Source organism: Acidovorax sp. SRI_002 (genome assembly GCF_057586455.1).
Map to the genome: position 1 here is coordinate 683,277 of NZ_JBYCZW010000001.1, position 24,543 is coordinate 707,819.

Here is a 24,543-nt window from a genome sequence, read left to right on the forward strand (position 1 = left end):
GCCATGGTGTGCGTAAGCCCATGCGTGCGCCCCCTATCGCACCAGCGATACGACCCCCACCAGCAACGTGATCAAGAGTGCAACGGTCACCACATGTTCGGCCACCAGGGTCTGCAGCCATGCAGCACCCGCGAGCAACTGGTCCAGCGGCCCGCGCAAGGCGCCGCAGTGCGCCAAGTGCTCACCCAGGTGGGACAGCTCCAGCAGCGATACGTCTGCCGGCTGCCCGACGCAAGACGTGTCCCACGCAGAGGCAAGGGTGGATGGATGGGACATAGGCGGCTCCTGGTACACAAGTGAATGGCGCCACCGCGTTGCGGCAGCGCTCTGATCCTCTTGTACAAGGGGCTGGGGCCGCGAGTCTGTACGCTGTCGAACAGACCACCAGAGAGGCCTTTTTCAGCCCAAAGACAATCCACCAAGAACTGAAACGATCAGTTACCAATCAAAGAGCGATGGTGTTCCACCCGGGCACGCGCCTTCAATCTGAAGCATGCGCAGCTTGGTCAGCGCGCCGCCTCCGGCCGAAAAGCCGCCCGGCCGGTCACCCGCAGCCAGCACCCGGTGGCACGGCACCACGGGCGCAAACGGGTTCAGGCCCAGCGCCTGCCCCACGGCGCGCGACAGGCCCTTGCTGCCGATCTGTTCGGCCACCTCGCCATAGGTGCGCGTGCGGCCCGGCGGGATGGCCCGGGCAATCGCATACACCTGCTGGTGAAACGGCGAAATGCCGGACATGTCGAGCGGCACCTCGCACAGGTCGCGGGGTTGCCCCGCCAGCAGCGCCTGGATGCCTTCGATGGCGCTGCGCACGGGGGCGGGGGGCTCCCCAGACTGCGCGCAGTGTGAATGGCTGCGCAGCAAACGCGCCCGGGTCGCCTCGGCATCCGCCTCGGGCAACTGCACGGCCACGATGCCGCCCGGGCCCCAGGCAATGCCGCAGGTGCCGATGGCGGTGTCGAACAGCGCATGGCCGTGGCCAGGGGTGGCATCAGGCACAGTGCGGGCCCCTCCTTGCAGGTTTGGTGTTCACTACTCTTTTTATAGCTACCAGCGCTTACTGGATAAGCGCTATAGGCTAATTTTTCTCATATTTTCGGCACCAAAGCATGCGCGTGCGCCATCAATCGGCCCGCAGCGCCGCGCGCAGTTGCGCGCCCAGCTCGGGCTTGGCGGCAAACGGGTCGGTGGGGTTGCGGCCCATCATCACGTCTTCCATGCGCGTCTGCACCGAAGCCAGGGCCTTGGGGTGGCTGTAGATGTAGAACTGGCCTTGAGCCGCTGCGTCGAACACCTTCTGCGCCACCTCGGCCGCCGTCACCTTGCCGCTGCCCACGGCCTTGTCGCTCATGGCCTGGCCGATGAGCTGGCTCTTGGTGGGCTTTTCGGCAGGCAGGTCGCCGGGGCGGTTGCGGTGGCTTTGGTTGATGCCGGTGGGCACAAAGAAGGGGCACAGCACGCTGGCGCCGATCTGGTCAGTGACCAGCGACAAATCCTGGTACAGCGTTTCCGACAGGCTGACCACTGCGTGCTTGCTCACGTTATAGATGCCCATGTTGGGCGCCGCCAGCAGGCCCGCCATGCTGGCGGTGTTGATGATGTGGCCGCGCCAGGCCGGGTCGGCCTTGGCCGCTGCCAGCATCATGGGCGTGAACAGGCGCACACCGTGCACCACGCCCCACAGGTTCACGCCCAGCACCCATTCCCAGTCCTTGACGGAGTTCTCCCACACCAGCCCGCCCGCGCCCACACCCGCGTTGTTGAACACCAGGTGCGGCGCGCCAAAGCGCTGCTGCACATCGGCGGCCAGCTGTTCCATCTGCGCGGCGTTCGATACATCCACCTTGCGGGCCAGCACCTGGCTGCCTGCGGCCTGCATCTCGGCAGCGGCGGCGTCCAGCGCGTCCTGCTGCACATCCACCAGCACCAGGTTCATGCCGAGGCGGGCACCGATGCGCGCGCATTCCAGGCCAAAGCCCGAGCCTGCGCCGGTGAGGACGGCGGTTTTGCCGGAAAAGTTGTCGATCATGGTTTTTGTCTCCTTGAGTCCGTAACAATTTAGAGCGTTGGGTTGAAACTGGCGGGGCCCACGCCGGGGACGCCGAGCAAGGGCCGCCCCGCAGCGAGGGCGTCGTCCCCCTTCCCGGCGAAGCCGAGAGAAGGGGGAAGCGGCGCAGCCGCTCAGGGGGTTGCTCTTAAAACATACCCAATGCGCGGGAAGTGCACATGCACCGTACCCGCGCGCGGGTCGGTACGCCGCAGCGTGTAGCGGGTGCGGGTGGCAGCAATCAGCTCGCCCTCGGTGGGCTCCGTGCCAAAGCTCTCGGCGGAAATCGTGACCTGGCTGCCCAGCGGGATGCCGTGTTCGTCCTGGAACACGTCGTCCATCAGGGGCAAAGGGTCCATGCCCGCAGCCACCGTGATGGCGTCCTGAGCGCTGAACTTTTCCATACGACCATGGCCCAGCGCTGCGATGCGGTCCATCCACTCCAGCACGGCGGGGGTGGCGGCAAAGATGTCGGCCATCACCGGCACACACTGGCGCGTGAACCACAGCGGGTGGTAGGCGGCAAAGTCGGCCAGGCAGGGCTCGGCACCAAACAAAAAGTCGTGCTCCTCGGCCATGTGGGCGATGCGGCGCAGGTACGAGCGGTAGGCAGCCGTCGCGTCGGCCGGTCGCAGGCGCTGCATGCCCGCGCTCATCTCGCGGCGGTCTTCGCCAAACACTTGCGCGGCGGCTGGCGGCAAGTTGGCAAACAGCACCGCAGCGCCTTTGGGCTGCAGGTTGTAGGCCATGGCGGCCCAGAACAGCGTGCTATCCGCCCACTGTGCAAACACACGCGCCACGCCCTTGAGGTGCGGCGGGTACAGCACCGGCTCGGGCTGTTCATGCTCCAGCACGTCGCAGATGAGGGCCGAATCGCAATAGATGTCGGCACCGATCTGCAAGAACGGCGTCTTGCGGTAACCCCCCGTGAGCGCCACCACATCGGGCTTGGGCATGACGCTGGGGATGATCACGGACTTCCAGGCCAGCTGCTTGAAGCCGAGCACCGCGCGGATCTTTTCGGAGAACGGCGACGAGGGGTAGTGGTGCAGGATGAGGTGGGACATGGGGTTCTCCGCAAAATTCTGTAGGGTGAATCAGGCCGGGAGCGCACGGGCCAGGATGGCGTCAAGGTTTACACCCGCGCCCAGCGTGCCAAAGCTGTAGCCCCAGTCGCCGGAGAGGCGCGAGTCGCAAAACGCGCGGAAAACGGCACCGGGCGCACTGCGCAGCAGCAGGGCCGCCTGCACGGCCAGCGCCACATCCTGCGCGAGGCGCCGGGCCTCGGCCTCGGTGGTCATGGCGTCCACGCGCAGGGGCAATGCGCCGGCCAGACGGTCCAGCGCCGGGTGGGCGCCGCGTGCGGGTGCCAGTTCGGCGTCCAGAGCGGCAGCGGTGTCGGCGCGGCGCACGGCGCGCATCAAATCCAGCGCCATAATGTTTCCCGCGCCTTCCCAGATGGAGTTAAGCGGCATCTCGCGGTAGATGCGGGCCATCACGCCTTCGCCGCCCTCTTCCACATAGCCGTTGCCGCCCAGGCATTCCATGGCCTCCTGCGCAAACACGCTGCCGCGCTTGCACACCCAGAACTTGGCCACGGGTGTGAGCAGGCGGGCCATGATGGCCTCGTGCTCGCTCTTGTCTTTGTGGTCAAAGGCGCTCGCAAGCCTTATGGAGAGAGCGGTAGCCGCTTCACTTTCCAGCGCCAGATCGGCGAGCACGTTGCGCATGAGTGGCTGGTCGATGAGCTTCTTGCCAAAGGCCGAGCGCTGGCGCGTGTGGTGCAGAGCGATGCTGAGCGCCTGGCGCATGAGGCCGCTGGTGCCTAAAGCGCAATCGAGCCGCGTCATGGTGCCCATCTCCAGGATCTGCGCCACGCCACGACCTTCCTCGCCCACGCGCCAGGCCAAGGCGTTGATAAATTCGACCTCGGAGCTGGCGTTGGCGTGGTTGCCCAGCTTGTCTTTCAGGCGCTGAATGCGGATGGCGTTCACGGTGCCTTCGCCACCATCAGGCAACACACGCGGCAAGAAGAAGCAGGTGAGCCCGCCGGGTGCCTGTGCCAGGATCAGGAAGGCGTCGCACATGGGGGCCGAGAAGAACCATTTGTGGCCGGTGATGCGGTAGCGCGCGCCCCAGGCGTCTTCACCATCGTGCACAGCCTGTGTGGTGTTGGCGCGCACGTCCGATCCGCCCTGCTTCTCGGTCATGCCCATGCCCATGGTGAGCGCGGATTTCTGCGAGAACAGCGCGAGGCGCGGGTCGTACTGCGTGCTCGCCAAACCCTTGCTCCAGTCCGCCCATACCGCTGAATTGCCTCGCAATGCCGGGGTCACGGCGTAGCTCATCGACACGGGGCACAGCACCGAGGGCTCGGCTTCTGTGAACAGCATGAAGCCTGCGGCCCGCTCCACATGCGCGTGGCCCGTGTCCTGGCGCGACCACGGCGTGGCATGCAGGCCGTGGCGCAGCGCGGCGCCGATGAGGGCGTGGTAGCTGGGGTGGAACTCCACCACATCGGTGCGATGGCCGAAGCGGTCGTGGGTGCGCAGTTGGGGTTTGTAGGTGTTGGCGAGCCGAGCATGGGTCTGCATTTCGGCCGATCCCATCTCCGCGCCCAGCGCCGCGAGGCCCGCCAGCGGCAGGCTGGGGGCATGCAGGCGCAGCGCGTCCTGCAAGGGCTGGTTGGCGGTGAAGAGGTTCACATCGGCCCAGGGCGTGCTCTGGTTGAACACCTCATGGGTGACGGCAGGGCTGGCAGCGGTCATGGCGGCTCCTCAGGCAGTGGGGCTGTCACCCCGTCTCAGCATTTCGATGTGGGGGATATCGTCTTCCAGGTACTCATCGGACACGGCCTCAAAACCCAGGCTGCCGTAGAAGCCCTGCAGATGGGCCTGCGCGCTGATGCGGATGCCCCGCCCCGGCCATGCCTGGCTGCAGCGAGCGATGCCCTCGGCCATCAGCGCCCTGCCCGTGCCGTTGCCCCGCGCTTCCTTGGCGGTGACCACGCGGCCGATGGAGGGCTCGGGGTAGTTCACGCCCGGGTCCACCACGCGCAGACAGGCCTGCGCCACCCCGGCCTCGTCGTAGCCCAGCAGGTGGTAGGACTGCTTGTCCGCCCCGTCCGGGTCCTGGTAAGGGCCCTGCTCCAGGATGAACACCTTGCAGCGCAGCGCCAGCGCATCGTGCAGGGCGTGCACGCCCAGGTCGTCGAAGCGGGCCCAGGTCCAACGCATTAGAACCTGCTCCCGGCCTTTTCATGGGGTGCGTTGCCCCACAAAGGCAGTGGATGCAAGGCGCCCACCGAAAGCCGCACTGATGTGCGGCGAGGATGGGCAACGCAGCAGACGCTGCCTTTGCGGGGCAACCCGGAGGGCATGGCAGCAAACAGCCACGCTCGTCGTTGCCCACCTTGCCCAGGCCGCCAGCATGGGCTGCGGTGGACGCCTAGATCGTGACTGTTTGCTGTCATGCGCACCCCATGAAAAGGCCGGGAGCAGGTTCTTAGATCAGCTTCACCAGCTGTTTGCCGAAGTTCTTGCCCTTGAGCAGGCCCAGGAAAGCCTCGGGCGCGGCGGCGATGCCCTGCGCAATGGTCTCGCGTGGGCGCAGCTTGCCGGTGCCGACCAGCGTGCCCAGTTCCTTGAGCGCATCAGGCCAGACTTCCATGTGCTCGCTCACAATGAAACCTTCGACCTTCATGCGGTTGATGAGCATGAGCGCGGGGTTGGCCATGGGCAGCGGTGCGCCGTCGTAGCCAGCGATCATCCCGCACAGGGCAATGCGGCTGAAGGCGTTCATGCGCAGCATCACGGCGTCCATGATCCAGCCGCCCACGTTTTCGAAGTAGCCATCGATGCCGTTGGGGCACGCTTCCTTCAGGGCTTTGGACATGGCCTTCACGTCGCTGTGTTCCTTGTAGTCGATGCAGGCGTCAAAGCCCAGTTCTTCCACAGCGTACTTGCACTTGTCGGCGCCACCGGCAATGCCCACCGCACGGCAGCCCCGGGCCTTGGCCAAAGCGGCAAAGGCGCTGCCCACGGCGCCAGTAGCGGCGCTTACCACCACGGTGTCGCCTTCCTTGGGCGCAATGATCTTGACCAGGCCGTACCAGGCGGTCACGCCAGGCATGCCCACGGCGCCCAGGTAGTGCGACAGCGGCACATGGGTCGTATCGACCTTGCGCAGCGCGCCGGGCTGATCGGCATTGACCACGCTGTATTCCTGCCAGCCGCCCATGCCCACCACCTTGTCGCCCACGGCGTACTTGGGGTGCTTGCTCTCGGCCACTTCACCCACGGTGCCACCGATCATCACTTCGCCCAGCGCCTGCGATGCGGCGTAGCTCTTGCTCTCGTTCATGCGGCCGCGCATATAGGGGTCGAGGCTCAGAAAGTGGTGGCGCACCAGCACCTCGCCTTCCTTGAGCGCGGGCGTGTCGGTGGCCACCAGCTTGAAGTTGCTGGCCACGGCTTCGCCTTGGGGGCGGTTGTCGAGAACGATTTGTTGGTTGCGTGGCATGAGAGGCTCCTTCGGAATGTCTATCACTATGAATTCAATAGCTGCTAGCGATTATGGATAAAGCGCTAGGGGCCAATTTGACTTAAAAATTTGACTCAATCGGTGGAAATGACCTTGAGGTCATTCACATTGCGCCCATCCACTGGCAGGCGCCGCACGTACTTGAACGTGCCGGTGGCATGGCAACACACCTTGCCCTGTGCGTCATACACCGTGCCCTCGGTAAAAGCCATGGTGGCCGTGCGGTGAATGAGCCGCCCCTTGGCCACCAGCGGCCCGCGTGCGGGCTGCATGAAGCTGGTCTTCATCTCAATGGTGACCACGCCCATGTCGGGCGTCTCGCTGCGCGCCGCCGTGGCCATGGTCACGTCCAGCAGCGTCATCGACGCACCGCCGTGGGTCACGGCAAACGAGTTCAAGTGCTCGGGCTGAGCTTCGTAATGCAGCTCAGACTCGCCGCCTTCCATACGCTGCAGCGTGAAGCCCAGGTGGTGGACAAAGGGAATTTCGACACCGAAACTTTTCAAGGGATTTCCTCAGAACACAAACCTCAAATACTGGCGCGGCCCAGACCAGGGCAGCCGAGCAAGGGCCGCCCCGCAGCGAGGGCTGCGTTCTCCTTCCCGGCGAAGCCGAGAGAAGGGGGAAGGAGCGCAGCGCCTCAGGGGGATGCTCACCCGCCGGTGACGATACTCACGCCCCCGTCCACCGCCAGCCATTGGCCGGTGATGTGCTTGCCCGCATCCGACGCGTACAACGCGCACAGGCCCTTCAAATCTTCATCATCGCCGAGACGGCCCAGCGGGGCGTGGGCGGCCAGCGCTTCCTCGCCCATGGCCTTGAGCGTACCCACAGTCATTTTGCTCGGGAAGAAACCCGGGCAGATGGCATTGACGCGGATGTTGTACGCGCCCCATTCAGCGGCCAGCGCCCGTGTGAAGTTGATCACCGCGCCCTTGGAGGTGTTGTAAGCAATGGTGTTCATGCCCTTGGGGTTGCCGCCCAAGCCTGCGATGGACGCTACGTTGATGATGCTGCCGCTGCGGCGCGCGATCATGCTGTGCTTGGCGATGTGCTGACTCAAGATGAAGTAACCGCGCACGTTGAGGTTCATCACCTTGTCCCACGCGTCCACGGGATGGTCTTCGGCAGGGGCCCCCCAGGCTGCGCCTGCGTTGTTGACGAGGATGTCCACATGGCCCAGGCGCTCCAGGGTCTCGTCGGCCAGGCGCCGGATGTCGTCTTCCTTGGCGCAATCAGCGGCGATCCACCGTGCGTCGATACCCGCAGCCTGCAGGTCGGCGGCAGCCTCTTCCAGGTCAGACGCCTTGCGCGAGCTGAGCATGATCTTGGCACCCGCTTCGCCCAGCGCGTGGGCCAGTTGCAGTCCCAGGCCGCGCGAGCCGCCGGTGACCAGTGCGGTCTTGCCGGTGAGGTCAAACAGTTGTTGGATGGTACGGGTCATGCTGAAAGTCTCCTTCGGTTTTGGATGGATCTGTCGTTGGGTGTTTGCCCCACGCGCCCGAGGATTGTGCGATGCAATGCGGGCGCTTTGTGTCGCGGGGGTGTCGGGTGTTCAGCTAAGAGCCTGTTCAAAATTTTTCTGGAGCCGCACAAGTGCCTTGCCGGGATGGGATGCAAGGCGCGGTGCGCCGCCGATAGCCCGTGCTATCGGCAAGCGCCGCAACGCCGTAGACCGCCCGGCAAGGCACTTGCCCGAAGGGTTGGAGTGAAATCGGGCGATTGGACGCCCCGGCTGCTTGCATGGGCATGAGCCCATGCGGCGCATCCGAAGCATCCACTCATCCCGATTGCACTCCAATGCGGTCTCCAAAAAGACTTTGAGCAGGCTCTAAGGGCCGGGGTCGGTGTGCAACCGGGCCCGCACCGGGATCAGCACCACACCCACCACGGCCAGCACCCCGCCGCCCACGATGAGGCTCCAGCCCAGAGCCTCATCGGTGCGGGCGGTGGCGATGCCCAGTATCAGCGTGAGCAACCCGCCGTAAATCAGCAGCCAGATGAGCTTGTGCAGGCGTTGCAGGGTCAGTTGCGCCGCCATCAAAACGCCTCTTCAGGGAAGGCCGCGCAGGTGGCATCGCGCGTGCTCACCACCTGCAGCCAGGCACCGATCTTGGGCAGCTCGTAGTGGAAGAAAAAGCGCATGCCGCCCATGCGTCCCACGCTCGCGGGCTGGGCCAGATCGGCATCCCGGGCCAGCGTGGCCAGGGCCACGTCCAGCCAAACCCAGGCGAGCACCGTGTGGCCAAAGGCCTGCATGTAAGGCACGGCATTGGCCAGCGCATCGGCAGGCTGGCCCGTGGCCCAGGCGGCCTTGGTGGCGGCGCCCACGTCCTGCAGCGCCTTGCCCAGCGCGTTGGCATGTGCCGCCAGCGCGGGCACCTGGATCGCGCGCTCGATGGTGGCATTGATGCGCCCGGCCAGCAGTTGCAGGCCGCGGCCGCCTTCCATCAGCACCTTGCGGCCCAGCAGGTCCATGGCCTGGATGCCGTGCGTGCCCTCGTGGATCATGTTCAGGCGGTTGTCGCGCCAGTACTGCTCCACCGGGAAATCGCGCGTATAACCGTAGCCGCCATGGATCTGGATGGCCAATGAGTTGGCCTCCAGGCAGAACTCGCTGGGCCAGCTCTTGGCAATGGGGGTGAGCACCTCCAGCAGCAGGCGGGCTTCGTCGGCCGTCGCCGCGTCGCCCGTGTGCTGCTCGTCCACCAGCTTGGCGCAAAACAGGTTGAGCGCGAGCGCCCCTTCGCCATACGACTTCTGGGCCAGCAGCATGCGCTTGACGTCGGCGTGTTCGATGATGCGCACCTGGGGCTGGGCGGCGTCCTTGACCACGGCAGCGGCGCCATCCTTGGGGCCCTGCACCGGGCGTCCTTGGGGCCGGTTCTTGGCGTAGTCCAGGCTGGCGTAATAGCCCGCCAGCCCCAGCATGGTGGCGGCCATGCCGATGCCGATGCGCGCCTCGTTCATCATGTGGAACATGCAGTGCAGGCCCTTGCCGGGCTGGCCCACCAGGTAGCCCACGGCCCCGGCCTTGCCCTCAACCGGGAACTTGCCTTCACCGAAATTAAGCAGCGTGTTGGTGGTACCGCGCCAGCCCAGCTTGTGGTTGAGGCCCGCCAGCGCCACGTCGTTGCGCACGCCGGTGAGCTTGCCTTCGGTGTCCACCAGTTTCTTGGGCACGATGAACAACGAGATGCCCTTGGTGCCCGGCACCAGCTTGCCGTCCGGCCCCGGGATCTTGGCCAGCACCAGGTGCACGATGTTTTCGGTCAGCTCATGGTCGCCCGAGCTGATCCACATCTTGTTGCCCGTGAGGCGATACCTTGCACCCAATGGGTCGGCCTCGAAGCCATCGCCATCAGGCACTGCGCGCGTGGCCACATCCGACAGCGAGGAGCCCGCCTGCGGCTCGGACAGACACATGGTGCCCGACCAACGCCCGTTGAATTCATTGAGTGCAAACACCTGCTTTTGCGCCTCGGTGCCATGCACCATGAGCAGGTTGGCGTTGCCCGAAGTCAGCAGGTTCGAGCCGATGCTGATGGATGCCACCGCAAAGAAGCTGTTGGCGGCCGCCTCGACGGCATAGGGCAGCTGCATGCCGCCGACCTCGTAGTCCTGCGCGGCCGACAACAGGCCGGATTCCGCGTAGGCCTTGCGCGCCTCGTAAGTCGCCTGGGGCAGGATGACCTTTTCACCGTCGAAGTGTGGCTCCTCGATGTCTACGGTGCGGTTGAAGGGCGCGTACTTCTCGCGTGCGATGCGCTCGCAGGTGTCGAGCACCGCATCGAAGGTTTCGCGCGAGTGGTCTGCAAAACGTGTGCGGGCCGTGAGGGACTGGGCATCGAGCCAGTCATACAGCAGAAAGTCGAGCGTGGAACGCAGGGTCATCAGAAGGTCTCCTTGTGGCTGCGTGCATGCCCGATCTCCAATAGCCTGATAGGGCTCAGCGTGCAGGCAGCACGATGTTCTTGAAACACCAGTAGTCCATGTCCGAATCGGGCTTGGGCTGGCAATTGGCTTCTCCGAGCTGCAGGCGTGTGGCACCTGCAGGCAGTGGCGGGAACGTGATCTTGACGAGCTTGTTGCGGCCGGGCTTGACCACATCCATCTTCACGTTGCAGAAAGACAGGCCTCCAATCGACAGCTGCGGCAGCACGGTGCCAGTGCCCAGGTCCTTGAGCGTGAACGCATCGGGCGAGCCGGTGGGTTGTGCACAGGCCTCGAACGATTCATCGGTGGTGTTCTTGACGACAAGCGTCACCCGCGTCTGTTTGGCGTCCACCACGATGTCCTGCAAAACCACGTCGGAGTCCGACTCCAGCGGCAGCTGGAGCTTGTAGGTCTGGCTCTGGGCATGGGCACCGCATGCAACGGCAAGGGCCGAGAGGGCGACACAGTGGCGAAAGGAAGGAAGCAGACAACGCATGAGAGGTACCGGGTTCGGGATGGAGAAAGGAGAGAGGTTCAAGGCCACAGGCAAGCCAGTGGTCGCGCGGATTCTGCCCGCGCCAACCGCGCCGAGGGGCGCATCATGCCCCGGCAAAGCAACAATTTGTAGCCAGCGCCTCTTCCCCCCCCCCCGGCCATGCTCGGCCCTGGTGTCTTCCTCTCATCCCCTTCTACCGGTAGTTCAGGCATCCATCTGAAATTTGCTGTGCGGAGAGCCAAGGCATGTGGTCCGCCCATGGGCCCCACCACCGCTGCTTGCGCCACCCACAAAGGGGCAAGCGCACAGCGAACCCGTGAACGTGTCGCCTGTTGCGCAGCCCCCAAGCCAAGTTTTACAGCACTTCGAAAATGCCGGCAGCGCCCATGCCGCCACCAATGCACATCGTCACGCACACCTTCTTCGCGCCACGGCGCTTGCCTTCGATAAGCGCGTGGCCCGTGAGGCGCTGGCCCGACACACCGTAGGGGTGGCCCACGGCAATCGCGCCGCCGTTCACGTTCAGACGGTCGGCCGGAATGCCCAGCTTGTCGCGGCAGTACAGCACCTGCACGGCAAAGGCTTCGTTCAGCTCCCACAGGTCGATGTCCTGCACCGTGAGGCCCAGCTTTTTCAGCACCTTGGGCACGGCAAACACGGGGCCGATGCCCATTTCGTCGGGCTCGCAACCTGCCACCGCAAAGCCGAGGAAGCGGCCCAGGGGCTTGAGGCCCTTCTTGCTGGCGTACTCTTCGCTGGTCACCACGCAGGCGCCAGCGCCGTCGGAGAACTGGCTGGCGTTGCCGGCAGAGATCAAACCGCCAGGCAGCGCCGAGCGCAGGCCGCTGATGGCTTCTACCGTCGTGCCTTCGCGTGTGCCTTCATCCTTGCTCACGGTGACCTGCTTGGTGATCAGGCCCAGCGTTTTGTCGGCCACACCGGCGGTCACGGTGATGGGGGCGATTTCTGCGTCGAACAAGCCAGCGGCCTGCGCTGCGCAAGCCTTCTGCTGGCTGGCGGCACCGTATTCGTCCATGGCTTCGCGGCCGATGTTGTAGCGCTTGGCCACTTGCTCGGCGGTCTGCAGCATGCTCCAGTAGATCTCGGGCTTTTGCTTGGCCAGGGCCAGGTCCTGGATCATGTGCAGGTTCATCTCCTGCTGCACGCAGGAGATGCTTTCAACACCACCGGCCACGAACACATCGGCTTCGCCAGCGATGATGCGCTGGGCGGCCATGGCAATGGTCTGCAGTCCAGAGGAGCAGAAGCGGTTGACCGTGACACCGGAAGCGGTGATGGGCAGGCCGGCCTTCAGGGCGATCTGGCGCGCGATGTTGCTGCCGGTGGCCCCTTCGGGTGTGGCGCAACCCATGATGACGTCGTCCACGTCAGCGCCGTCGATGCCGGCGCGCAACACGGCGTGCTGCACGGCATGGCCGCCCAGAGTGGCGCCATGCGTCATGTTGAAAGAACCCTTCCAGCTCTTGGCGAGCGGCGTGCGGGCGGTGGAAACAATCACTGCGGAGGTCATGTGAATTCCTTTGATTCTGTAGATGGGTGCACGCGGCTATTTACTGGAAGGCCTTGCCTTCGGCGGCCAGCTTGGCCAGCAGCGGAGCGGGCTTCCAGAACGCTGCGTCATCCAGCGGGTTCTTGGCAAAACGGTCCATGGCCTGCACCACATTGAACAGACCCACTTCGCTGGCGTAGTGCATGGGGCCGCCACGGTGGATGGGGAAGCCGTAGCCGGTCAGGTACACCATGTCGATGTCGCCGGACTTGCTGGCAATGCCGTCTTCCAGGATGTGCGCGCCTTCGTTGACCAGTGCGAACACCAGGCGCTGCACGATTTCTTCATCCGAAATCTTGCGCGGCGTGATGCCCAGTTCCTTGCGATGGTCTTCGATCATCTTGTTGACCAGGTCGCTCGGGATCGCGTCACGCTTGCCGGCCTGGTAGTCGTACCAGCCTGCGCCGGTCTTCTGGCCGAAGCGGCCCAGTTCACACAGCTTGTCGGCCGTGCGGCTGTACTTCATGTCGGCACGTTCGACGGAGCGGCGCTTGCGGATGGCCCAGCCAATGTCGTTGCCCGCCAGGTCGCCCATGCGGAACGGACCCATGGCAAAGCCAAACTTTTCGATGGCCTTGTCCACCTGCTGGGGCGTGCAGCCTTCGTCCAGCAGGAAGCCAGCCTGGCGGCTGTACTGCTCGATCATGCGGTTGCCGATGAAACCATCGCACACGCCCGAGACCACTGAAGTCTTCTTGATCTTCTTGCCGATGGCCATCACGGTCGCCAGCACGTCCTTGGCGGTCTCCTTGCCACGCACCACTTCCAGCAGCTTCATCACGTTGGCAGGGCTGAAGAAGTGCATGCCCACCACGTCCTGCGGACGCTTGGTAAACGCTGCGATCTTGTCCACGTCAAGCGTGGAGGTGTTGGAGGCCAGGATAGCGCCGGGCTTGGCCACGGCGTCGAGTTGCTTGAACACCGCTTCCTTGACGCCCATTTCTTCGAACACGGCTTCGATGATGAGGTCGCAGTCCTTGAAGTCGTCGTAGCTCAGCGTGGTGCTCAGCAGGGCCATGCGCTGCTCGTACTTGTCCTGCTTGAGCTTTCCCTTCTTGACCTGGGCTTCGTAGTTCTTCTTGATCGTGGCCACGCCACGGTCCAGGGCTTCCTGCTTCATTTCCAGGATCTTGACGGGGATGCCTGCGTTCAGGAAGTTCATGGAAATGCCGCCGCCCATGGTGCCCGCACCAATCACACCCACCAGCTTGATGTCGCGCTTGGGGGTGTCGGATGCGACATCAGGGATCTTGCTCGCCGCACGCTCGGCCATGAACAGGTGGCGCAGTGCGCGCGACTCGGGCGTCCACATCAGGTTGATGAAGATCTCGCGCTCGACCAGCATGCCTTCTGCGAACTTCTTCTTGGTGGCGGCTTCAACCGCGTCCACGCACTTGGCGGGTGCGGGGAAGTTCTTGGCCATGCCCTTGACCATGTTGCGCGCGAACTGGAAGTACGCGTCGCCTTCGGGGTGCTTGCAGGGGAAGTTGCGCACCAAGGGCAGCGGGCGGGCATCCGCCACGCTCTGGGCAAACGCCAGGGCTTCTGCGGCCAGCGATTCGGCCGACGCTGCCATCTTGTCAAACAGCTTCTGGCCGGGCACGGCACCAATCATTTCACTCTTGACGGGCTCGCCGCTCACGATGAGGTTGAGCGCGGCTTCCACACCAATCACGCGGGGCAGGCGCTGGGTACCGCCTGCGCCAGGGATCAGGCCCAGCTTGACTTCGGGCAGTGCAATCGAGCAGCCAGGCGCTGCGATGCGGTAGTGGCAACCCAGGGCCAGCTCCAGCCCGCCGCCCATGGCCACGCTGTGCATGGCGGCCACGACAGGCTTGGCCGAGTTTTCAATGGCGGCAATCACCGACAGCAGGTTGGGTTCTTGCAGCGACTTGTCGGTGCCGAACTCCTTGATGTCGGCGCCGCCAGAGAACGCACCACCGGCACCGGTGATCACGATGGACGTGACCGCTGCATCGGCATTGGCACGGCCAAGGCCTTCGACGATGCCCTGGCGGGTCGATAACCCAAGTCCGTTGACGGGAGGGTTGGCCATGGTGATCACGGCAACGGAGCCGTGGACTTTGTATTCAGCGGTCATGGTGCTGTTGTTCCTTGGAAAGTGAAAAAGAACGATCGTGCGTTTTTATTGTAGAGACTTCAAACCCATTTGGCGTGTCAATTTGTCCCGGGCGGGACAAGGGGGTTTGCAGTGCAACATTTGGTAGAGCAAAAAAAGAGGCGCCTTCAGCTATCGGGCGCCTCTTTTAGCCATGGTTCTTCAAAAATCGTCAGACTTCAAGCCATTCCTTGCGGATGTAGTTGTCGGCCCGCAGGCTGTCCGGCGTGCCCTGGAACACGATCGAGCCATGCCCCATGACCAGCGCGCGGTCCGAGATCTTCATGGCGATGGTCAGCTTCTGCTCGATCAGCAGCACCGAGATACCCCGCGCCTTGATGGTCTGCAGGTACTGCCCCACCAGCTCGACAATCTTGGGGGCCAGGCCTTCGGTGGGCTCGTCGATGATGATCAGGTCGGGGTCGCCCATCAGCGTGCGGCATAGCGTAAGCATCTGCTGCTCGCCGCCCGACATCACGCCCGCCTCGGTGTGCTGGCGCTCCTTGAGGCGCGGGAACATCTCGTACATGTCGTCAAACGACCAGCGGCTACCCTTGCCTTTGCCTTTCTGGCCCAGCAGCAAGTTCTGGTGCACGGTGAGGTTGGGGAACACATCGCGGCTTTCGGGCACGTAGCCCACCCCCAGGTGGGCGATCTCGTAAGCCTTCTTGCCGTTGAGGTCCTGCCCCTTCCAGTTCAGCGTGCCCTCCCAGTCCACCAGGCCCATGATGGCCTTGGCGGTGGTGGAACGGCCCGAGCCGTTACGCCCCAGCAGGGCCACGATTTCACCGGGTTGTACGTCGAAGGTCACGCCATGCAGCACATGGCTCTTGCCGTAATAGGCGTGGAGATTTTCGATTTTCAGCATGTCAATGTCCCGCCCCTTGCTCGTCCGCAACGACAGAGCCCAGATAGGCCTCCTGCACGCGCTGGTTGGCGCGCACCTTGTCGGGCGTGTCATAGGCAATGACCTCGCCATAGACCACCACAGCAATCTTGTCCGCCAGGCCAAAGACCACGCCCATGTCATGCTCCACCGTCAGCAGCGTGCGGCCTTCGGTCACTTCCTTGATGAGGTGGATGAAGCGCGTGGTCTCGGTCTTGCTCATGCCGGCCGTGGGCTCGTCGAGCAGGATCACGTTGGCACCACCCGCGATGGTGATGCCGATCTCCAGGGCGCGCTGCTCGGCATAGGTGAGGTTCATCGCCAGCGTGTCGCGCTTCTTGTCGAGCTTGATCATTTCCATGAGCTGCTTGGCGCGCTCATTGGCATCGTGCAGGTTCGACAGGAAACGCAGGAACGTGTACTTGTAGCCCATGCTCCAGAGCACACCGCAGCGCAGATTCTCGAACACCGAGAGCTTGGGAAAGATGTTCGTGATCTGGAAGCTGCGCGACAGCCCCTTGCGGTTGATCTCATACGGTGCCAGCCCGTTGATGCGCTGGCCATTGAGGATCACATCCCCGCTTGTGGGCGCAAAACGCCCACTGATGAGGTTGAACAGCGTGGACTTGCCCGCGCCATTGGGGCCGATGATGGCCACGCGTTCGCCCGAGGCCACGGACAGGTTCACGCCACGGATAATTTCCGTCTTGCCAAAGCTCTTGCGCAGGTCGCGCAGTTCCAGGGCATAGGTGGTGTTGGTTGGGTTGTCAGCTGCCATGTTTACAGCGCCTCCCCACGCTTGATTTCATGTTCGATCTCTTCCTGGATCGTGCTCCACTGCCGCAGGAACTGGCGGCGGCAGAGTTCAAAAAGTCCAAAGCCCGTGACCATCACGAAAATGGCGCCAAACCAGCTCGTAAAGCCTGCGGCATTGAGCGTGGCCCCCAGGAACGTCAGTTCTGGCCCCAGGGCCGCGTTGAGCTGCAGGTGGTAGGTCATCTCGATCATGCAGGCTGCGCCCATCACCCCCACCAGCGCTGTGCCGCCCAGCGCCAGGTAAGAACTCCAGAGCTGACGCAGCTTGCCGTACTTGGCCAGCCGCAGGTTCATCATGATCAGGCTGGCAATGCCTCCGGGCGCATACATCACCATGAACAGGAACACCAGGCCCAGGTACAACAACCATGCCTTGGACAGCTCGGACAGCAACACCGACGCCAGGACCAACAGCACCGCGCCGATGATGGGGCCGAAGAAGAACGTTGCCCCGCCGAGGAAGGTAAACAGCAGGTAGCCTCCGGAGCGAATCACGCTCAGGCTGTCAGCTCCCGTGATGATCTCGAAGTTGATCGTGGCCAGCCCACCTCCGATGCCAGCAAAAAAGCCCGCGATGATGAACGCGAAGTAGCGCACACGCTGCGTGTTGTAGCCGATGAACTCGACGCGCTCGGGATTGTCGCGCACAGCGTTCAGGATGCGGCCCAGCGGCGTGCCGGTGAATGCAAACATGGCGGCAGTGCAGACAAAGCAGTACGCTGCAATCAGGTAGTACACCTGAATCGCAGGCCCGAAACTGATGCCAAAGAAGGCTTTGCCATACACCCGGTCCGTGGTGATGCCGCCTTCTCCGCCGAAGAACTCGGGGAACATCAGCGCCATGGAGGCCACCAGTTCGCCAATACCCAGCGTGATCATGGCGAAGGTGGTGCCCGACTTCTTGGTAGTGACAAAACCGAGCAGGATGGCAAAAAATGCCCCTGCCAGGCCGCCCACCAGTGGGATGAGAACCAGCGGAATGTGCACAGAGCCCTTGGTGGCCATGTTCATTGCATGAATGGCGATGAACGAACCCAGGCCGGTGTAGACCGCATGGCCAAAGCTCAGCATGCCGCCCTGCCCCAGCAGGATGTTGTAGGACAGGCAGATGATGATCAGGTAGCCGATCTGCGAGAGCATGGTCAGCGCCAGGCTGCTGCGAAACAGCATGGGCGCCACGATGAGCATGACCGCGAACAACGTCCAGATGATGAGGCGCCCGACGTTCCAGGGCTTGAACCGGTAGTGGGACGTGGCGCTGGAAGCGACAGTAGTGGTTGTAGTGGAATTCATGGCATCAGTCCTCCCGCGTGCCCAGCAAGCCCTTGGGGCGGAAGATCAGGATCAGCACGAGGAACAGGTAGGGCAGGATGGGCGCGACCTGGGAAATCGTGAGCTTGAGCAGGGGGTAGCCGAAGGTTTGGTCCGTCACCGCCACGCCCACGGCCTTGAAGACATGGATCAGAGAGTAGTCCAGCGCCACGGCAAAGGTCTGCACCAGACCGATGAGCAGCGATGCCAGGAAAGCACCTGCCAGCGAGCCCATGCCACCCACCACCACCACGACAAAGATGATGGAACCCACTGAGGCCGCCATCGCGGGCTCGGTGACATAGGTGTTGCCACCGATCACCCCCGCCAGGCCGGCCAGCGCGGCACCACCGCCAAACACCAGCATGAAGACGCGCGGCACGTTGTGGCCCAACGCCTCGACCATCTCGGGGTACTTGAGGGCGGCCTGGATGACGAGACCGATGCGCGTGCGTGTGAGCAGCAGCCACACCGACACCAGCATCAGCAGGGCCACGAGCATCACAAACGAGCGCGACTTGGGAAATTGCGTGCCATAGAGCGAAAACAGCGGACCCTGCAATTGCTCGGGCAGGCCATAAGGCACGGTGGAACGGCCCCAGACCAGTTGCACCACTTCCAGAATGAGGTAGGACAGGCCGAACGTGACCAGCAGTTCAGGCACGTGGCCGAACTTGTGCACCCGGCGCAGGCAATAGCGCTCGAACGCGGCCCCCAGCGCAAACACGACGAGGGGTGCCAGCACCAGCGCTGGCCAGAAGCCCACCACCCCGGAGATGGTGAACGCGAAGTAGGCACCCAGCATGTAGAAGCTGGTGTGTGCAAAGTTGAGCACGCCCATCATGCTGAAGATCAGCGTGAGGCCGGAACTCAGCATGAACAGCAGGAGCCCGTAGCTCACGCCGTTCAGCAAAGAGATCACGAAAAACTCAGGATTCATTGGAATTTTTCACTGCAGGGGTAAAAAAAAGGCCCGAGTGGTCGGGCCTCGAAGCGATTGCGCAAGGCTTACGGGCGCTTCATCTGGCACGACGTGGGCGTGCTCGCCACATAGGGCTCGTAGTACTTCACAGGCACAAAGGTGTAACCCGTGTTTTCAGAGTCGATCGGGAACTTGCCGCCAGCCTTCTCCCACTTGGAGATGAACAGGCCCTGCTGCAGTTGGTGATCGGTCTTGCGCATCTCGACTTCGCCATTGAAGCTCTTGAACTTCATGCCCTCGAACGCAGCAGCCACCTTGACCGGATCGGTCGACTTGGCCTTGGTAAAACCTTCGGACAGCATCGTGAACGCGTGGTAAACCGCGCCCGTGTACATGTCGTCGTTGAACTTCTTCTTGTAGTCCACCACGATCTGGTTCAGCGGCCCGGGCAGGTTCATGTGGGCATAGGCCACCATGTACACGCGCCCTGCTGCGGCCGAGCCCATAGCGGTGGGGCTGCCAGTGACGGAGCCGTAGTAGGTGTAGAAGTTGACGTTGTTCAGGCCCGCGTCGTTAGCGGCTTTGATCAGCAGCGCCAGATCAGAACCCCAGTTGCCGGTGATCACGCTGTCGGCGCCCGACTGCTTGATCTTGGCAATGTAGGGAGAGAAATCACGCACCTGAGCCAGCGGGTGCAGATCGTCGCCGACGAACTGCACGTCAGGGCGCTTGCGCTGCATCATTTCCTTGGCGAACTTGGAGACCTGGTGGCCGTGCGAGTAGTTCTGGTTGATCAGGTAGACCTTCTTGACCTCGGGCATGTCCTTCATGTACGTTGTCAGGGCTTCCATCTTCATGGAGGTGTCAGCGTCCAAGCGGAAGTGCCAGTAGCTGCACTTGCTGTTGGTGAGGTCTGGGTCCACGGCAGCGTAGTTCAGGAACAGGACTTCCTTGCCAGGGTTGCGCGCGTTGTGCTTTTCCAGCGCATCCATGATCGCCAGTGCAGGGCCGGAGCCGTTGCCCTGCACCACGTAGCGCGCACCCTGGTCCATGGCCGAGCGCAGGGCGCTGGTGGTTTCCTGGGGACTGAGTTTGTTGTCGATGCCGATGATTTCGAATTTGACGCCTGCAGGGTTCTTCTTGTTGAACTCTTCAGCGATGAACTGGAAGCTCTTGAGCTGGTTCGTTCCCACTGCCGCCATCAAGCCAGACAGAGGGTCGAGCCAGGCGATTTTCACCGTCTCGCCCTTTTGAGCGAAGGCCCCGCCAGCGCTTGCCAAGATTACCGAGGCTGCTACAGCCTTAATAGCGAACTTCATGCTTTTGTCTCCTTGTAAATCGACACAACGCAGCGTACCGCGTTGCAACAAAGCGATGCTCAGGGATTGCCCCTACCAGCGTCGCACACGTGACTGGTGCAGTACTCCCCCGAGCGCGCACCAGCCTGGGGCAATGCAAAAAATGGCGTTCGCAAGCGATGCGCGCATGTGCACTGCCCCACCCTGATCACAGGCCTGGAAGCTTGTAATCCTTGAGCTGCTCACGCAGCTTGGTCTTGAGCATCTTGCCGGTGGCGCCCAATGGAATGGCATCGACGAACACCACGTCATCGGGGATCTGCCACTTGGCCGTCTTGCCTTCGTAGAAGGCCAGCAGCTCTTCGCGCGTCACCTCGGTGCCCGGCCGCTTGACCACGGCCACGATGGGGCGCTCGTCCCACTTGGGGTGCGGCATACCCACACAGGCCGCCATGGCTATTGCGGGGTGGGCCATCGCAATGTTCTCGATGTCGATGGAACTGATCCACTCGCCACCGGACTTGATCACATCCTTGCTGCGGTCGGTGATCTGCATGAAGCCGTCAGCGTCGATGGTGGCCACATCGCCCGTGGGGAACCAGCCCCGGCCCTGCGCGTCTTTGACGAGTGGATTGCCGCCCTCGCCCTTGAAATAGCTGCCGACGATCCACGGCCCCTTGACCAGCAAATCCCCGTAGGTCTTGCCATCCCAAGGCAACTCGCTGCCGTCGCCCCCCACGATCTTCATGTCCACACCGTAGATCGCGCGGCCCTGCTTTTGCAGGATCTTCATCTGGTCATCCTTGGACATGGCCAGGTGCTTGTTCTTCAAGGTGCACAGCGTGCCCAGCGGGCTCATCTCGGTCATGCCCCAGGCGTGCAGCACCTCCACGCCGTAGTCTTCCTTGAAGGCATGGATCATGGCGGGCGGGCAGGCTGAGCCACCGATGACAGTGCGGCGCAGCGTGGAGAACTTCAGACCCGCAGGCTTCATGTGGCCCAGCATCATCTGCCATACGGTGGGCACGCCAGCTGCGTAGGTGACCTTCTCGCCTTCGATCAGTTCGTAAATCGACTTGCCATCCATGGCGGGACCAGGGAACACCAGCTTGCAACCCGTGAGTGCCGCCGAGTAAGGAATGCCCCAGGCATTGACGTGGAACATGGGCACCACCGGCAGCACGGAGTCGCGTGCGGAAAGGCACATCACATCAGGCAGCGCTGCCGCATAGGCATGCAGCGTGGTCGAACGATGGCTGTACAGCGCGGCCTTGGGGTTACCTGTGGTGCCGCTCGTGTAGCACATGCTCGACGCGGAGTTCTCGTCAAACTCGGGCCAGGCGTAGTCGGGCGACTGCGCACCGATCCAGGCTTCGTAACTGGTGAGGCCAGGGATGCCTGAATCCGCAGGCAGCTTGTCGGCATCACACAGCGCCACCCACTTCTTCACCGTGGGGCACCTGGCATGCACGGCCTGCACGAGGGGCAGAAAGGTCACATCAAAACACAGCACCTGGTCTTCGGCATGGTTCATGATCCACGCAATCTGGTCGGGGTGCAGGCGCGGGTTCACGGTGTGCAGCACACGGCCCGAGCCGCTCACACCAAAGTACATCTCCATGTGGCGGTAGCCGTTCCAGGCCAGCGTGGCTACGCGGTCGCTGAACTGCAGCTTCATTTCATCCAGCGCATTGGCCAGGCGGCGTGCGCGGACAGCCAGGTCGCGGTAGGTGTAGCGATGGATGTCGCCCTCGACCCGGCGGGACACGATTTCGGCGTCGCCATGGTGGCGCTCGGCGAACTCGATCAGCGACGAAATCAGCAACGGTTGGCTCTGCATCAGGCCCAGCATGTGTGCTCCTTGGATGTTGTAGTGAAGGGAACGATCATCGTAGCGCGGGGGTTCTCATGGCGGTGTCGCCCAGGCAAGCGGCCCCGCCAGACCGGCACCCCCAACAGGGGTTCAGTGTGCGCGTGTCCAGCGTGCCTGCCAACACCTGTCGTCCCGTTGACAAAGGGCAAGGGAATACCCTGAACGTACGGCCCCCGAACAACGACAATCACGCCCATGCTCAGCTCCGCGCCGTCCGCACAGCGATTCATCGAAGCCCAGCCCTGGTTTGCAGGTGTCCCCGTGGCCCTGCAGGAGAGGCTGCGCGACGAGGTGTCCGTGCAGCACGCCGACAAGGGCACAGTCATGATGCCGGCCGGCAGCGCGGTGCAAGGCTGGCATGCAGTGTTGTCAGGCTTGGTGATGCTGCAAAGCCCCGCCAGCCAGGGCCGCGCCTCGGCGTTCATCGGAGTACCCGATGGCGAGTGGTTTGGCGAAGGCTCAGCCATGAAACCCGAGCCCCGCCGGTACCACGTGGTGGCGTTGCGGCCCACCACGCTGCTGTGCCTGCCTCTGCCACTGTTTGTCACGCTGCGCGAGGCCAGCCTGGGCTTCAACCAGTTTCTGGTGCAGCACCTGAACATGCGGCTGGGCCAGGCCATGACGATCATCGAGGCCGGGCGCACGCAATCCCCCGAACACCGCGTGGCGCTGTACCTGAGCCGCCTGTTCTGGCGCAGCACACGTCGGCTGAACCTCACGCAGGAAGAGCTCGGCCAACTGGTGGGCCTGTCACGCCAGACGGTGAACAAGGTACTGCGTGTGCTGGAAGGCCGGGGCATCGTGTCGCTGGACTTCGGCCGTGTGGCTATCGTGGACGACGAGGCGCTGAACGCGTACCTCGCCGCCACCGCGGCCCGCTGACGCATTGCAAAGTGCACAGGCACGTTCACCCTCATCCCTCTCACTGCACGCTCAGGCGCACGGCCTTCTGGTCGGCGTCGAACACGAGACGACTGGGCCACGGCGTCCAGTTTTGGTTGACCGTTGCGTTGTTCGGGTTGCCCGTGTGCACAAAGGCCCGCATGGTGTCCATCATCGCGCGCGACAGCGCCAGTCGGCCGGGCTGATTGGCCGTACTGTTGGTTGCTTTGGCAAAGACCGAAGGTCCAAAGTTGCCGAACAGGAACGGCAGGTCAAACGCATGCGCCGCGCCGTACACATCGTTCCAGGGCGCGGGCTGCTGGGCCCAGTTGAACTGGTAGCTCCATACCGTGGATTGCTGACTGCGCAGGGTATTGAGCAGGTTGTCGCGGCTCGGATCGATGAACACACTGCCCAGCAGGCGGGTGCGCGCGTTGTAGCCCGTGCCGGGCGCCGTGACCGGCAGGTAAGAGGCATCCAGGATGTCGCCAGCCGTGAGCGTGGTAGGAGCATCGGGGTTGAAGTTCTGCATCATCACAAAGCGCTCGGCGTCGGAGATCTTCATGCCCGGCTTGCCGCCCAGCAGTGCCAGGAAAGGCGCAAACAGCTTGCCCTCCTCGCCCGTGTAGCCAGACAGCACGGGCACCTTGTGATAGCGGCCAGCGCCCATTTCGGCGATCGGGTCTGCGGGCACCACCACGCCATCAGGGATGGGGCCCGAGCCCGTGAGCCCGTTCTTGAGCACCGTCTGCAGCACTGCCCGCGCGTCCTTGCCACGCAGGTAGCTGGCTACCTGCGCAGGGGTCCATCCCGCAACGAGCGCCTGTGCATCGGCAAGCGCAGGCGCCAGGCCGTCAGCCAGCGCCAGATGCGCCAGCAGCATGCCCGCCTGCGCGGTGTACCGGGAGGCCGGGTTGAGCGTGGGAATCGAACCGGGCGGCAGGTTCGTCGCCAGCGAAATTCCGCCACTGACCGGTACGAGCTTGTGGAACAACCCCGCGGCCTGGGGCGCGACCAGCAGCGCAAGCGCGTTGATGGCGCCCGCGGACTGCCCCATCAGCGTGACATTGCCAGCATTGCCGCCAAAGCTGGCAATATTGTTCTGGATGAAGCGAAGTGCCTGCACGTTGTCGAGCAGCGCGTAGTTGCCGGTGTAGGGCTGCGTGCCGGTGTGCAGTGGCGGCATCTGGAAGTAGCCCAGAACGTCGAGCCGGTAGTTGGCCGTGACCACCACGGCGTTGGCAGACCGTGCCAGCGCAGCGCCGTCGTAGACGGGATCGGCCGTGTAGCCCGAGATGGCACTCCCGCCATGCAGGAACAGCAGCACAGGCAGCTTGTCTTGCGAGGTGGCTGGGCGCCAGATATTGAGGGTCAGGCAGTCCTCGCTGCCTACCGGCGTGCCCAGGGTCTCGCCAATCGTGTTGTCAAACCGGTTGTTGGCACCGGGGCCGTAGATGCGGCCCATTTGCAGGCAGGCACTGCCAAAACGTGTGGCGTCACGCTCTCCGGACCAGGCGGCCGGGGCTGCGGGCGGTTGCCAGCGCAGCTCGCCCACGGGTGGCTTGGCAAACGGAACACCTTTCCACGCGTAGGTGCCGGTCACCGCACTGTCGTCCACACCGCGCAAGGTGCCGTAGACCGTCTCGCGCACCTCGGGCGCAGAGCCGGAACCACCGCCGCAGCCCACCATTGCTGCGGCCGAAAACACCGCTCCCAACCATTGCAAACGCCAGCGCGAATCGACCATGTCTTGTCTCCTTGGGGGTTTTCAGGAATGGGTCGGGCCTCTGTCTGCAGTCACACTACGGGCAGGGCACAACCTCGGAGGCGATTGTGGGAACCAGG

22 protein-coding genes are annotated in these 24,543 nt (G+C 63.5%); 1 reads left to right on the top strand and 21 read right to left on the bottom strand.

The window, feature by feature from the left end; translation table 11 throughout:
* Positions 1-33: 33 nt before the first annotated feature.
* The 20 genes from AC2YJX_RS03000 to AC2YJX_RS03095 form a co-directional block, all read right to left on the bottom strand.
* Positions 34-276 carry a hypothetical protein gene (locus tag AC2YJX_RS03000; RefSeq protein ID WP_436129114.1) on the bottom strand — a complete coding sequence of 81 codons (243 nt, stop codon included), beginning with the start codon at positions 274-276 and terminating at the stop codon, positions 34-36.
* Between the two features lie 162 nt (positions 277-438).
* Entirely contained in the window at positions 439-999 is a 561-nt protein-coding gene (locus AC2YJX_RS03005; protein ID WP_121506158.1) for a methylated-DNA--[protein]-cysteine S-methyltransferase, read from the bottom strand.
* A 124-nt stretch (positions 1,000-1,123) separates the two neighbouring features.
* A complete protein-coding gene (locus tag AC2YJX_RS03010; RefSeq protein WP_431149488.1) occupies positions 1,124-2,029 on the bottom strand; it encodes an SDR family oxidoreductase in 906 nt (301 codons plus the stop codon).
* Positions 2,030-2,181: 152 nt separating this feature from the next.
* Positions 2,182-3,114 carry a glutathione S-transferase family protein gene (locus AC2YJX_RS03015; RefSeq protein ID WP_431149489.1) on the bottom strand — a complete coding sequence of 311 codons (933 nt, stop codon included), beginning with the start codon at positions 3,112-3,114 and terminating at the stop codon, positions 2,182-2,184.
* A 30-nt stretch (positions 3,115-3,144) separates the two neighbouring features.
* Entirely contained in the window at positions 3,145-4,815 is a 1,671-nt protein-coding gene (locus tag AC2YJX_RS03020) for an isovaleryl-CoA dehydrogenase (RefSeq protein WP_487255239.1), read from the bottom strand.
* A gap of 9 nt (positions 4,816-4,824) precedes the next feature.
* Positions 4,825-5,283 (bottom strand): GNAT family N-acetyltransferase, encoded by a 459-nt coding sequence (locus AC2YJX_RS03025; protein ID WP_218299891.1) that lies wholly within the window; start codon positions 5,281-5,283, stop codon positions 4,825-4,827.
* Between the two features lie 268 nt (positions 5,284-5,551).
* On the bottom strand, positions 5,552-6,568 hold the full coding sequence (locus AC2YJX_RS03030; protein WP_487255240.1) for an NADP-dependent oxidoreductase: 1,017 nt from the start codon (positions 6,566-6,568) through the stop codon (positions 5,552-5,554).
* Between the two features lie 95 nt (positions 6,569-6,663).
* On the bottom strand, positions 6,664-7,095 hold the full coding sequence (locus AC2YJX_RS03035; protein WP_121420368.1) for a PaaI family thioesterase: 432 nt from the start codon (positions 7,093-7,095) through the stop codon (positions 6,664-6,666).
* Between the two features lie 146 nt (positions 7,096-7,241).
* Positions 7,242-8,033, bottom strand: a complete 792-nt coding sequence (locus AC2YJX_RS03040; protein ID WP_055394014.1) for an SDR family oxidoreductase — start codon at positions 8,031-8,033, stop codon at positions 7,242-7,244.
* A gap of 387 nt (positions 8,034-8,420) precedes the next feature.
* Complete coding sequence (locus tag AC2YJX_RS03045; protein ID WP_121420369.1) at positions 8,421-8,630, bottom strand: hypothetical protein; 210 nt, start codon at positions 8,628-8,630, stop codon at positions 8,421-8,423.
* Positions 8,630-10,483, bottom strand: a complete 1,854-nt coding sequence (locus tag AC2YJX_RS03050) for an acyl-CoA dehydrogenase (protein ID WP_487255241.1) — start codon at positions 10,481-10,483, stop codon at positions 8,630-8,632. Before AC2YJX_RS03050 ends, AC2YJX_RS03045 begins: the two co-directional genes overlap by 1 nt.
* Positions 10,484-10,538: 55 nt before the next feature.
* Positions 10,539-11,021 carry a hypothetical protein gene (locus tag AC2YJX_RS03055; protein WP_487255242.1) on the bottom strand — a complete coding sequence of 161 codons (483 nt, stop codon included), beginning with the start codon at positions 11,019-11,021 and terminating at the stop codon, positions 10,539-10,541.
* A 355-nt stretch (positions 11,022-11,376) separates the two neighbouring features.
* Positions 11,377-12,552 (bottom strand): acetyl-CoA C-acyltransferase, encoded by a 1,176-nt coding sequence (locus AC2YJX_RS03060; RefSeq protein WP_055394022.1) that lies wholly within the window; start codon positions 12,550-12,552, stop codon positions 11,377-11,379.
* Between the two features lie 40 nt (positions 12,553-12,592).
* The gene (locus tag AC2YJX_RS03065) at positions 12,593-14,692 is read right to left on the bottom strand and encodes a 3-hydroxyacyl-CoA dehydrogenase NAD-binding domain-containing protein (protein ID WP_487255243.1); all 2,100 of its coding nucleotides are present in this window, start codon (positions 14,690-14,692) and stop codon (positions 12,593-12,595) included.
* A 190-nt stretch (positions 14,693-14,882) separates the two neighbouring features.
* Positions 14,883-15,578 (bottom strand): ABC transporter ATP-binding protein, encoded by a 696-nt coding sequence (locus AC2YJX_RS03070; RefSeq protein WP_121420373.1) that lies wholly within the window; start codon positions 15,576-15,578, stop codon positions 14,883-14,885.
* Between the two features lies 1 nt (position 15,579).
* Complete coding sequence (locus tag AC2YJX_RS03075) at positions 15,580-16,374, bottom strand: ABC transporter ATP-binding protein (RefSeq protein ID WP_055394028.1); 795 nt, start codon at positions 16,372-16,374, stop codon at positions 15,580-15,582.
* Positions 16,375-16,376: 2 nt separating this feature from the next.
* On the bottom strand, positions 16,377-17,705 hold the full coding sequence (locus AC2YJX_RS03080) for a branched-chain amino acid ABC transporter permease (protein WP_487255244.1): 1,329 nt from the start codon (positions 17,703-17,705) through the stop codon (positions 16,377-16,379).
* A gap of 4 nt (positions 17,706-17,709) precedes the next feature.
* On the bottom strand, positions 17,710-18,663 hold the full coding sequence (locus AC2YJX_RS03085; RefSeq protein WP_055394032.1) for a branched-chain amino acid ABC transporter permease: 954 nt from the start codon (positions 18,661-18,663) through the stop codon (positions 17,710-17,712).
* 68 nt (positions 18,664-18,731) lie between these two features.
* On the bottom strand, positions 18,732-19,964 hold the full coding sequence (locus AC2YJX_RS03090) for a branched-chain amino acid ABC transporter substrate-binding protein (RefSeq protein WP_055394034.1): 1,233 nt from the start codon (positions 19,962-19,964) through the stop codon (positions 18,732-18,734).
* A gap of 187 nt (positions 19,965-20,151) precedes the next feature.
* Entirely contained in the window at positions 20,152-21,795 is a 1,644-nt protein-coding gene (locus AC2YJX_RS03095; protein WP_121420375.1) for a 3-(methylthio)propionyl-CoA ligase, read from the bottom strand.
* Between the two features lie 216 nt (positions 21,796-22,011).
* Between AC2YJX_RS03095 and AC2YJX_RS03100 the strand changes: the two genes are divergently transcribed.
* Positions 22,012-22,698 carry a Crp/Fnr family transcriptional regulator gene (locus AC2YJX_RS03100; RefSeq protein WP_487255245.1) on the top strand — a complete coding sequence of 229 codons (687 nt, stop codon included), beginning with the start codon at positions 22,012-22,014 and terminating at the stop codon, positions 22,696-22,698.
* 40 nt (positions 22,699-22,738) lie between these two features.
* Here the strand turns inward: AC2YJX_RS03100 and AC2YJX_RS03105 are convergent, their stop codons facing one another.
* Entirely contained in the window at positions 22,739-24,445 is a 1,707-nt protein-coding gene (locus tag AC2YJX_RS03105) for a carboxylesterase/lipase family protein (RefSeq protein ID WP_487255246.1), read from the bottom strand.
* Positions 24,446-24,543 lie beyond the last annotated feature (98 nt).

Bases quoted from the DNA above. Each gene is read 5' to 3' on its own strand.
- AC2YJX_RS03050 (WP_487255241.1), bottom strand. From the start codon at position 10,483: ATGACCCTGCGTTCCACGCTCGACTTTCTGCTGTATGACTGGCTCGAT.
- AC2YJX_RS03055 (WP_487255242.1), bottom strand. From the start codon at position 11,021: ATGCGTTGTCTGCTTCCTTCCTTTCGCCACTGTGTCGCCCTCTCGGCC.
- AC2YJX_RS03100 (WP_487255245.1), top strand. From the start codon at position 22,012: ATGCTCAGCTCCGCGCCGTCCGCACAGCGATTCATCGAAGCCCAGCCC.
- AC2YJX_RS03085 (WP_055394032.1), bottom strand. From the start codon at position 18,663: ATGAATCCTGAGTTTTTCGTGATCTCTTTGCTGAACGGCGTGAGCTAC.
- AC2YJX_RS03065 (WP_487255243.1), bottom strand. From the start codon at position 14,692: ATGACCGCTGAATACAAAGTCCACGGCTCCGTTGCCGTGATCACCATG.
- AC2YJX_RS03080 (WP_487255244.1), bottom strand. From the start codon at position 17,705: ATGAATTCCACTACAACCACTACTGTCGCTTCCAGCGCCACGTCCCAC.
- AC2YJX_RS03095 (WP_121420375.1), bottom strand. From the start codon at position 21,795: ATGCTGGGCCTGATGCAGAGCCAACCGTTGCTGATTTCGTCGCTGATC.
- AC2YJX_RS03025 (WP_218299891.1), bottom strand. From the start codon at position 5,283: ATGCGTTGGACCTGGGCCCGCTTCGACGACCTGGGCGTGCACGCCCTG.
- AC2YJX_RS03070 (WP_121420373.1), bottom strand. From the start codon at position 15,578: ATGCTGAAAATCGAAAATCTCCACGCCTATTACGGCAAGAGCCATGTG.
- AC2YJX_RS03045 (WP_121420369.1), bottom strand. From the start codon at position 8,630: ATGGCGGCGCAACTGACCCTGCAACGCCTGCACAAGCTCATCTGGCTG.
- AC2YJX_RS03015 (WP_431149489.1), bottom strand. From the start codon at position 3,114: ATGTCCCACCTCATCCTGCACCACTACCCCTCGTCGCCGTTCTCCGAA.
- AC2YJX_RS03020 (WP_487255239.1), bottom strand. From the start codon at position 4,815: ATGACCGCTGCCAGCCCTGCCGTCACCCATGAGGTGTTCAACCAGAGC.
- AC2YJX_RS03105 (WP_487255246.1), bottom strand. From the start codon at position 24,445: ATGGTCGATTCGCGCTGGCGTTTGCAATGGTTGGGAGCGGTGTTTTCG.
- AC2YJX_RS03090 (WP_055394034.1), bottom strand. From the start codon at position 19,964: ATGAAGTTCGCTATTAAGGCTGTAGCAGCCTCGGTAATCTTGGCAAGC.
- AC2YJX_RS03030 (WP_487255240.1), bottom strand. From the start codon at position 6,568: ATGCCACGCAACCAACAAATCGTTCTCGACAACCGCCCCCAAGGCGAA.
- AC2YJX_RS03000 (WP_436129114.1), bottom strand. From the start codon at position 276: ATGTCCCATCCATCCACCCTTGCCTCTGCGTGGGACACGTCTTGCGTC.
- AC2YJX_RS03010 (WP_431149488.1), bottom strand. From the start codon at position 2,029: ATGATCGACAACTTTTCCGGCAAAACCGCCGTCCTCACCGGCGCAGGC.
- AC2YJX_RS03060 (WP_055394022.1), bottom strand. From the start codon at position 12,552: ATGACCTCCGCAGTGATTGTTTCCACCGCCCGCACGCCGCTCGCCAAG.
- AC2YJX_RS03040 (WP_055394014.1), bottom strand. From the start codon at position 8,033: ATGACCCGTACCATCCAACAACTGTTTGACCTCACCGGCAAGACCGCA.
- AC2YJX_RS03075 (WP_055394028.1), bottom strand. From the start codon at position 16,374: ATGGCAGCTGACAACCCAACCAACACCACCTATGCCCTGGAACTGCGC.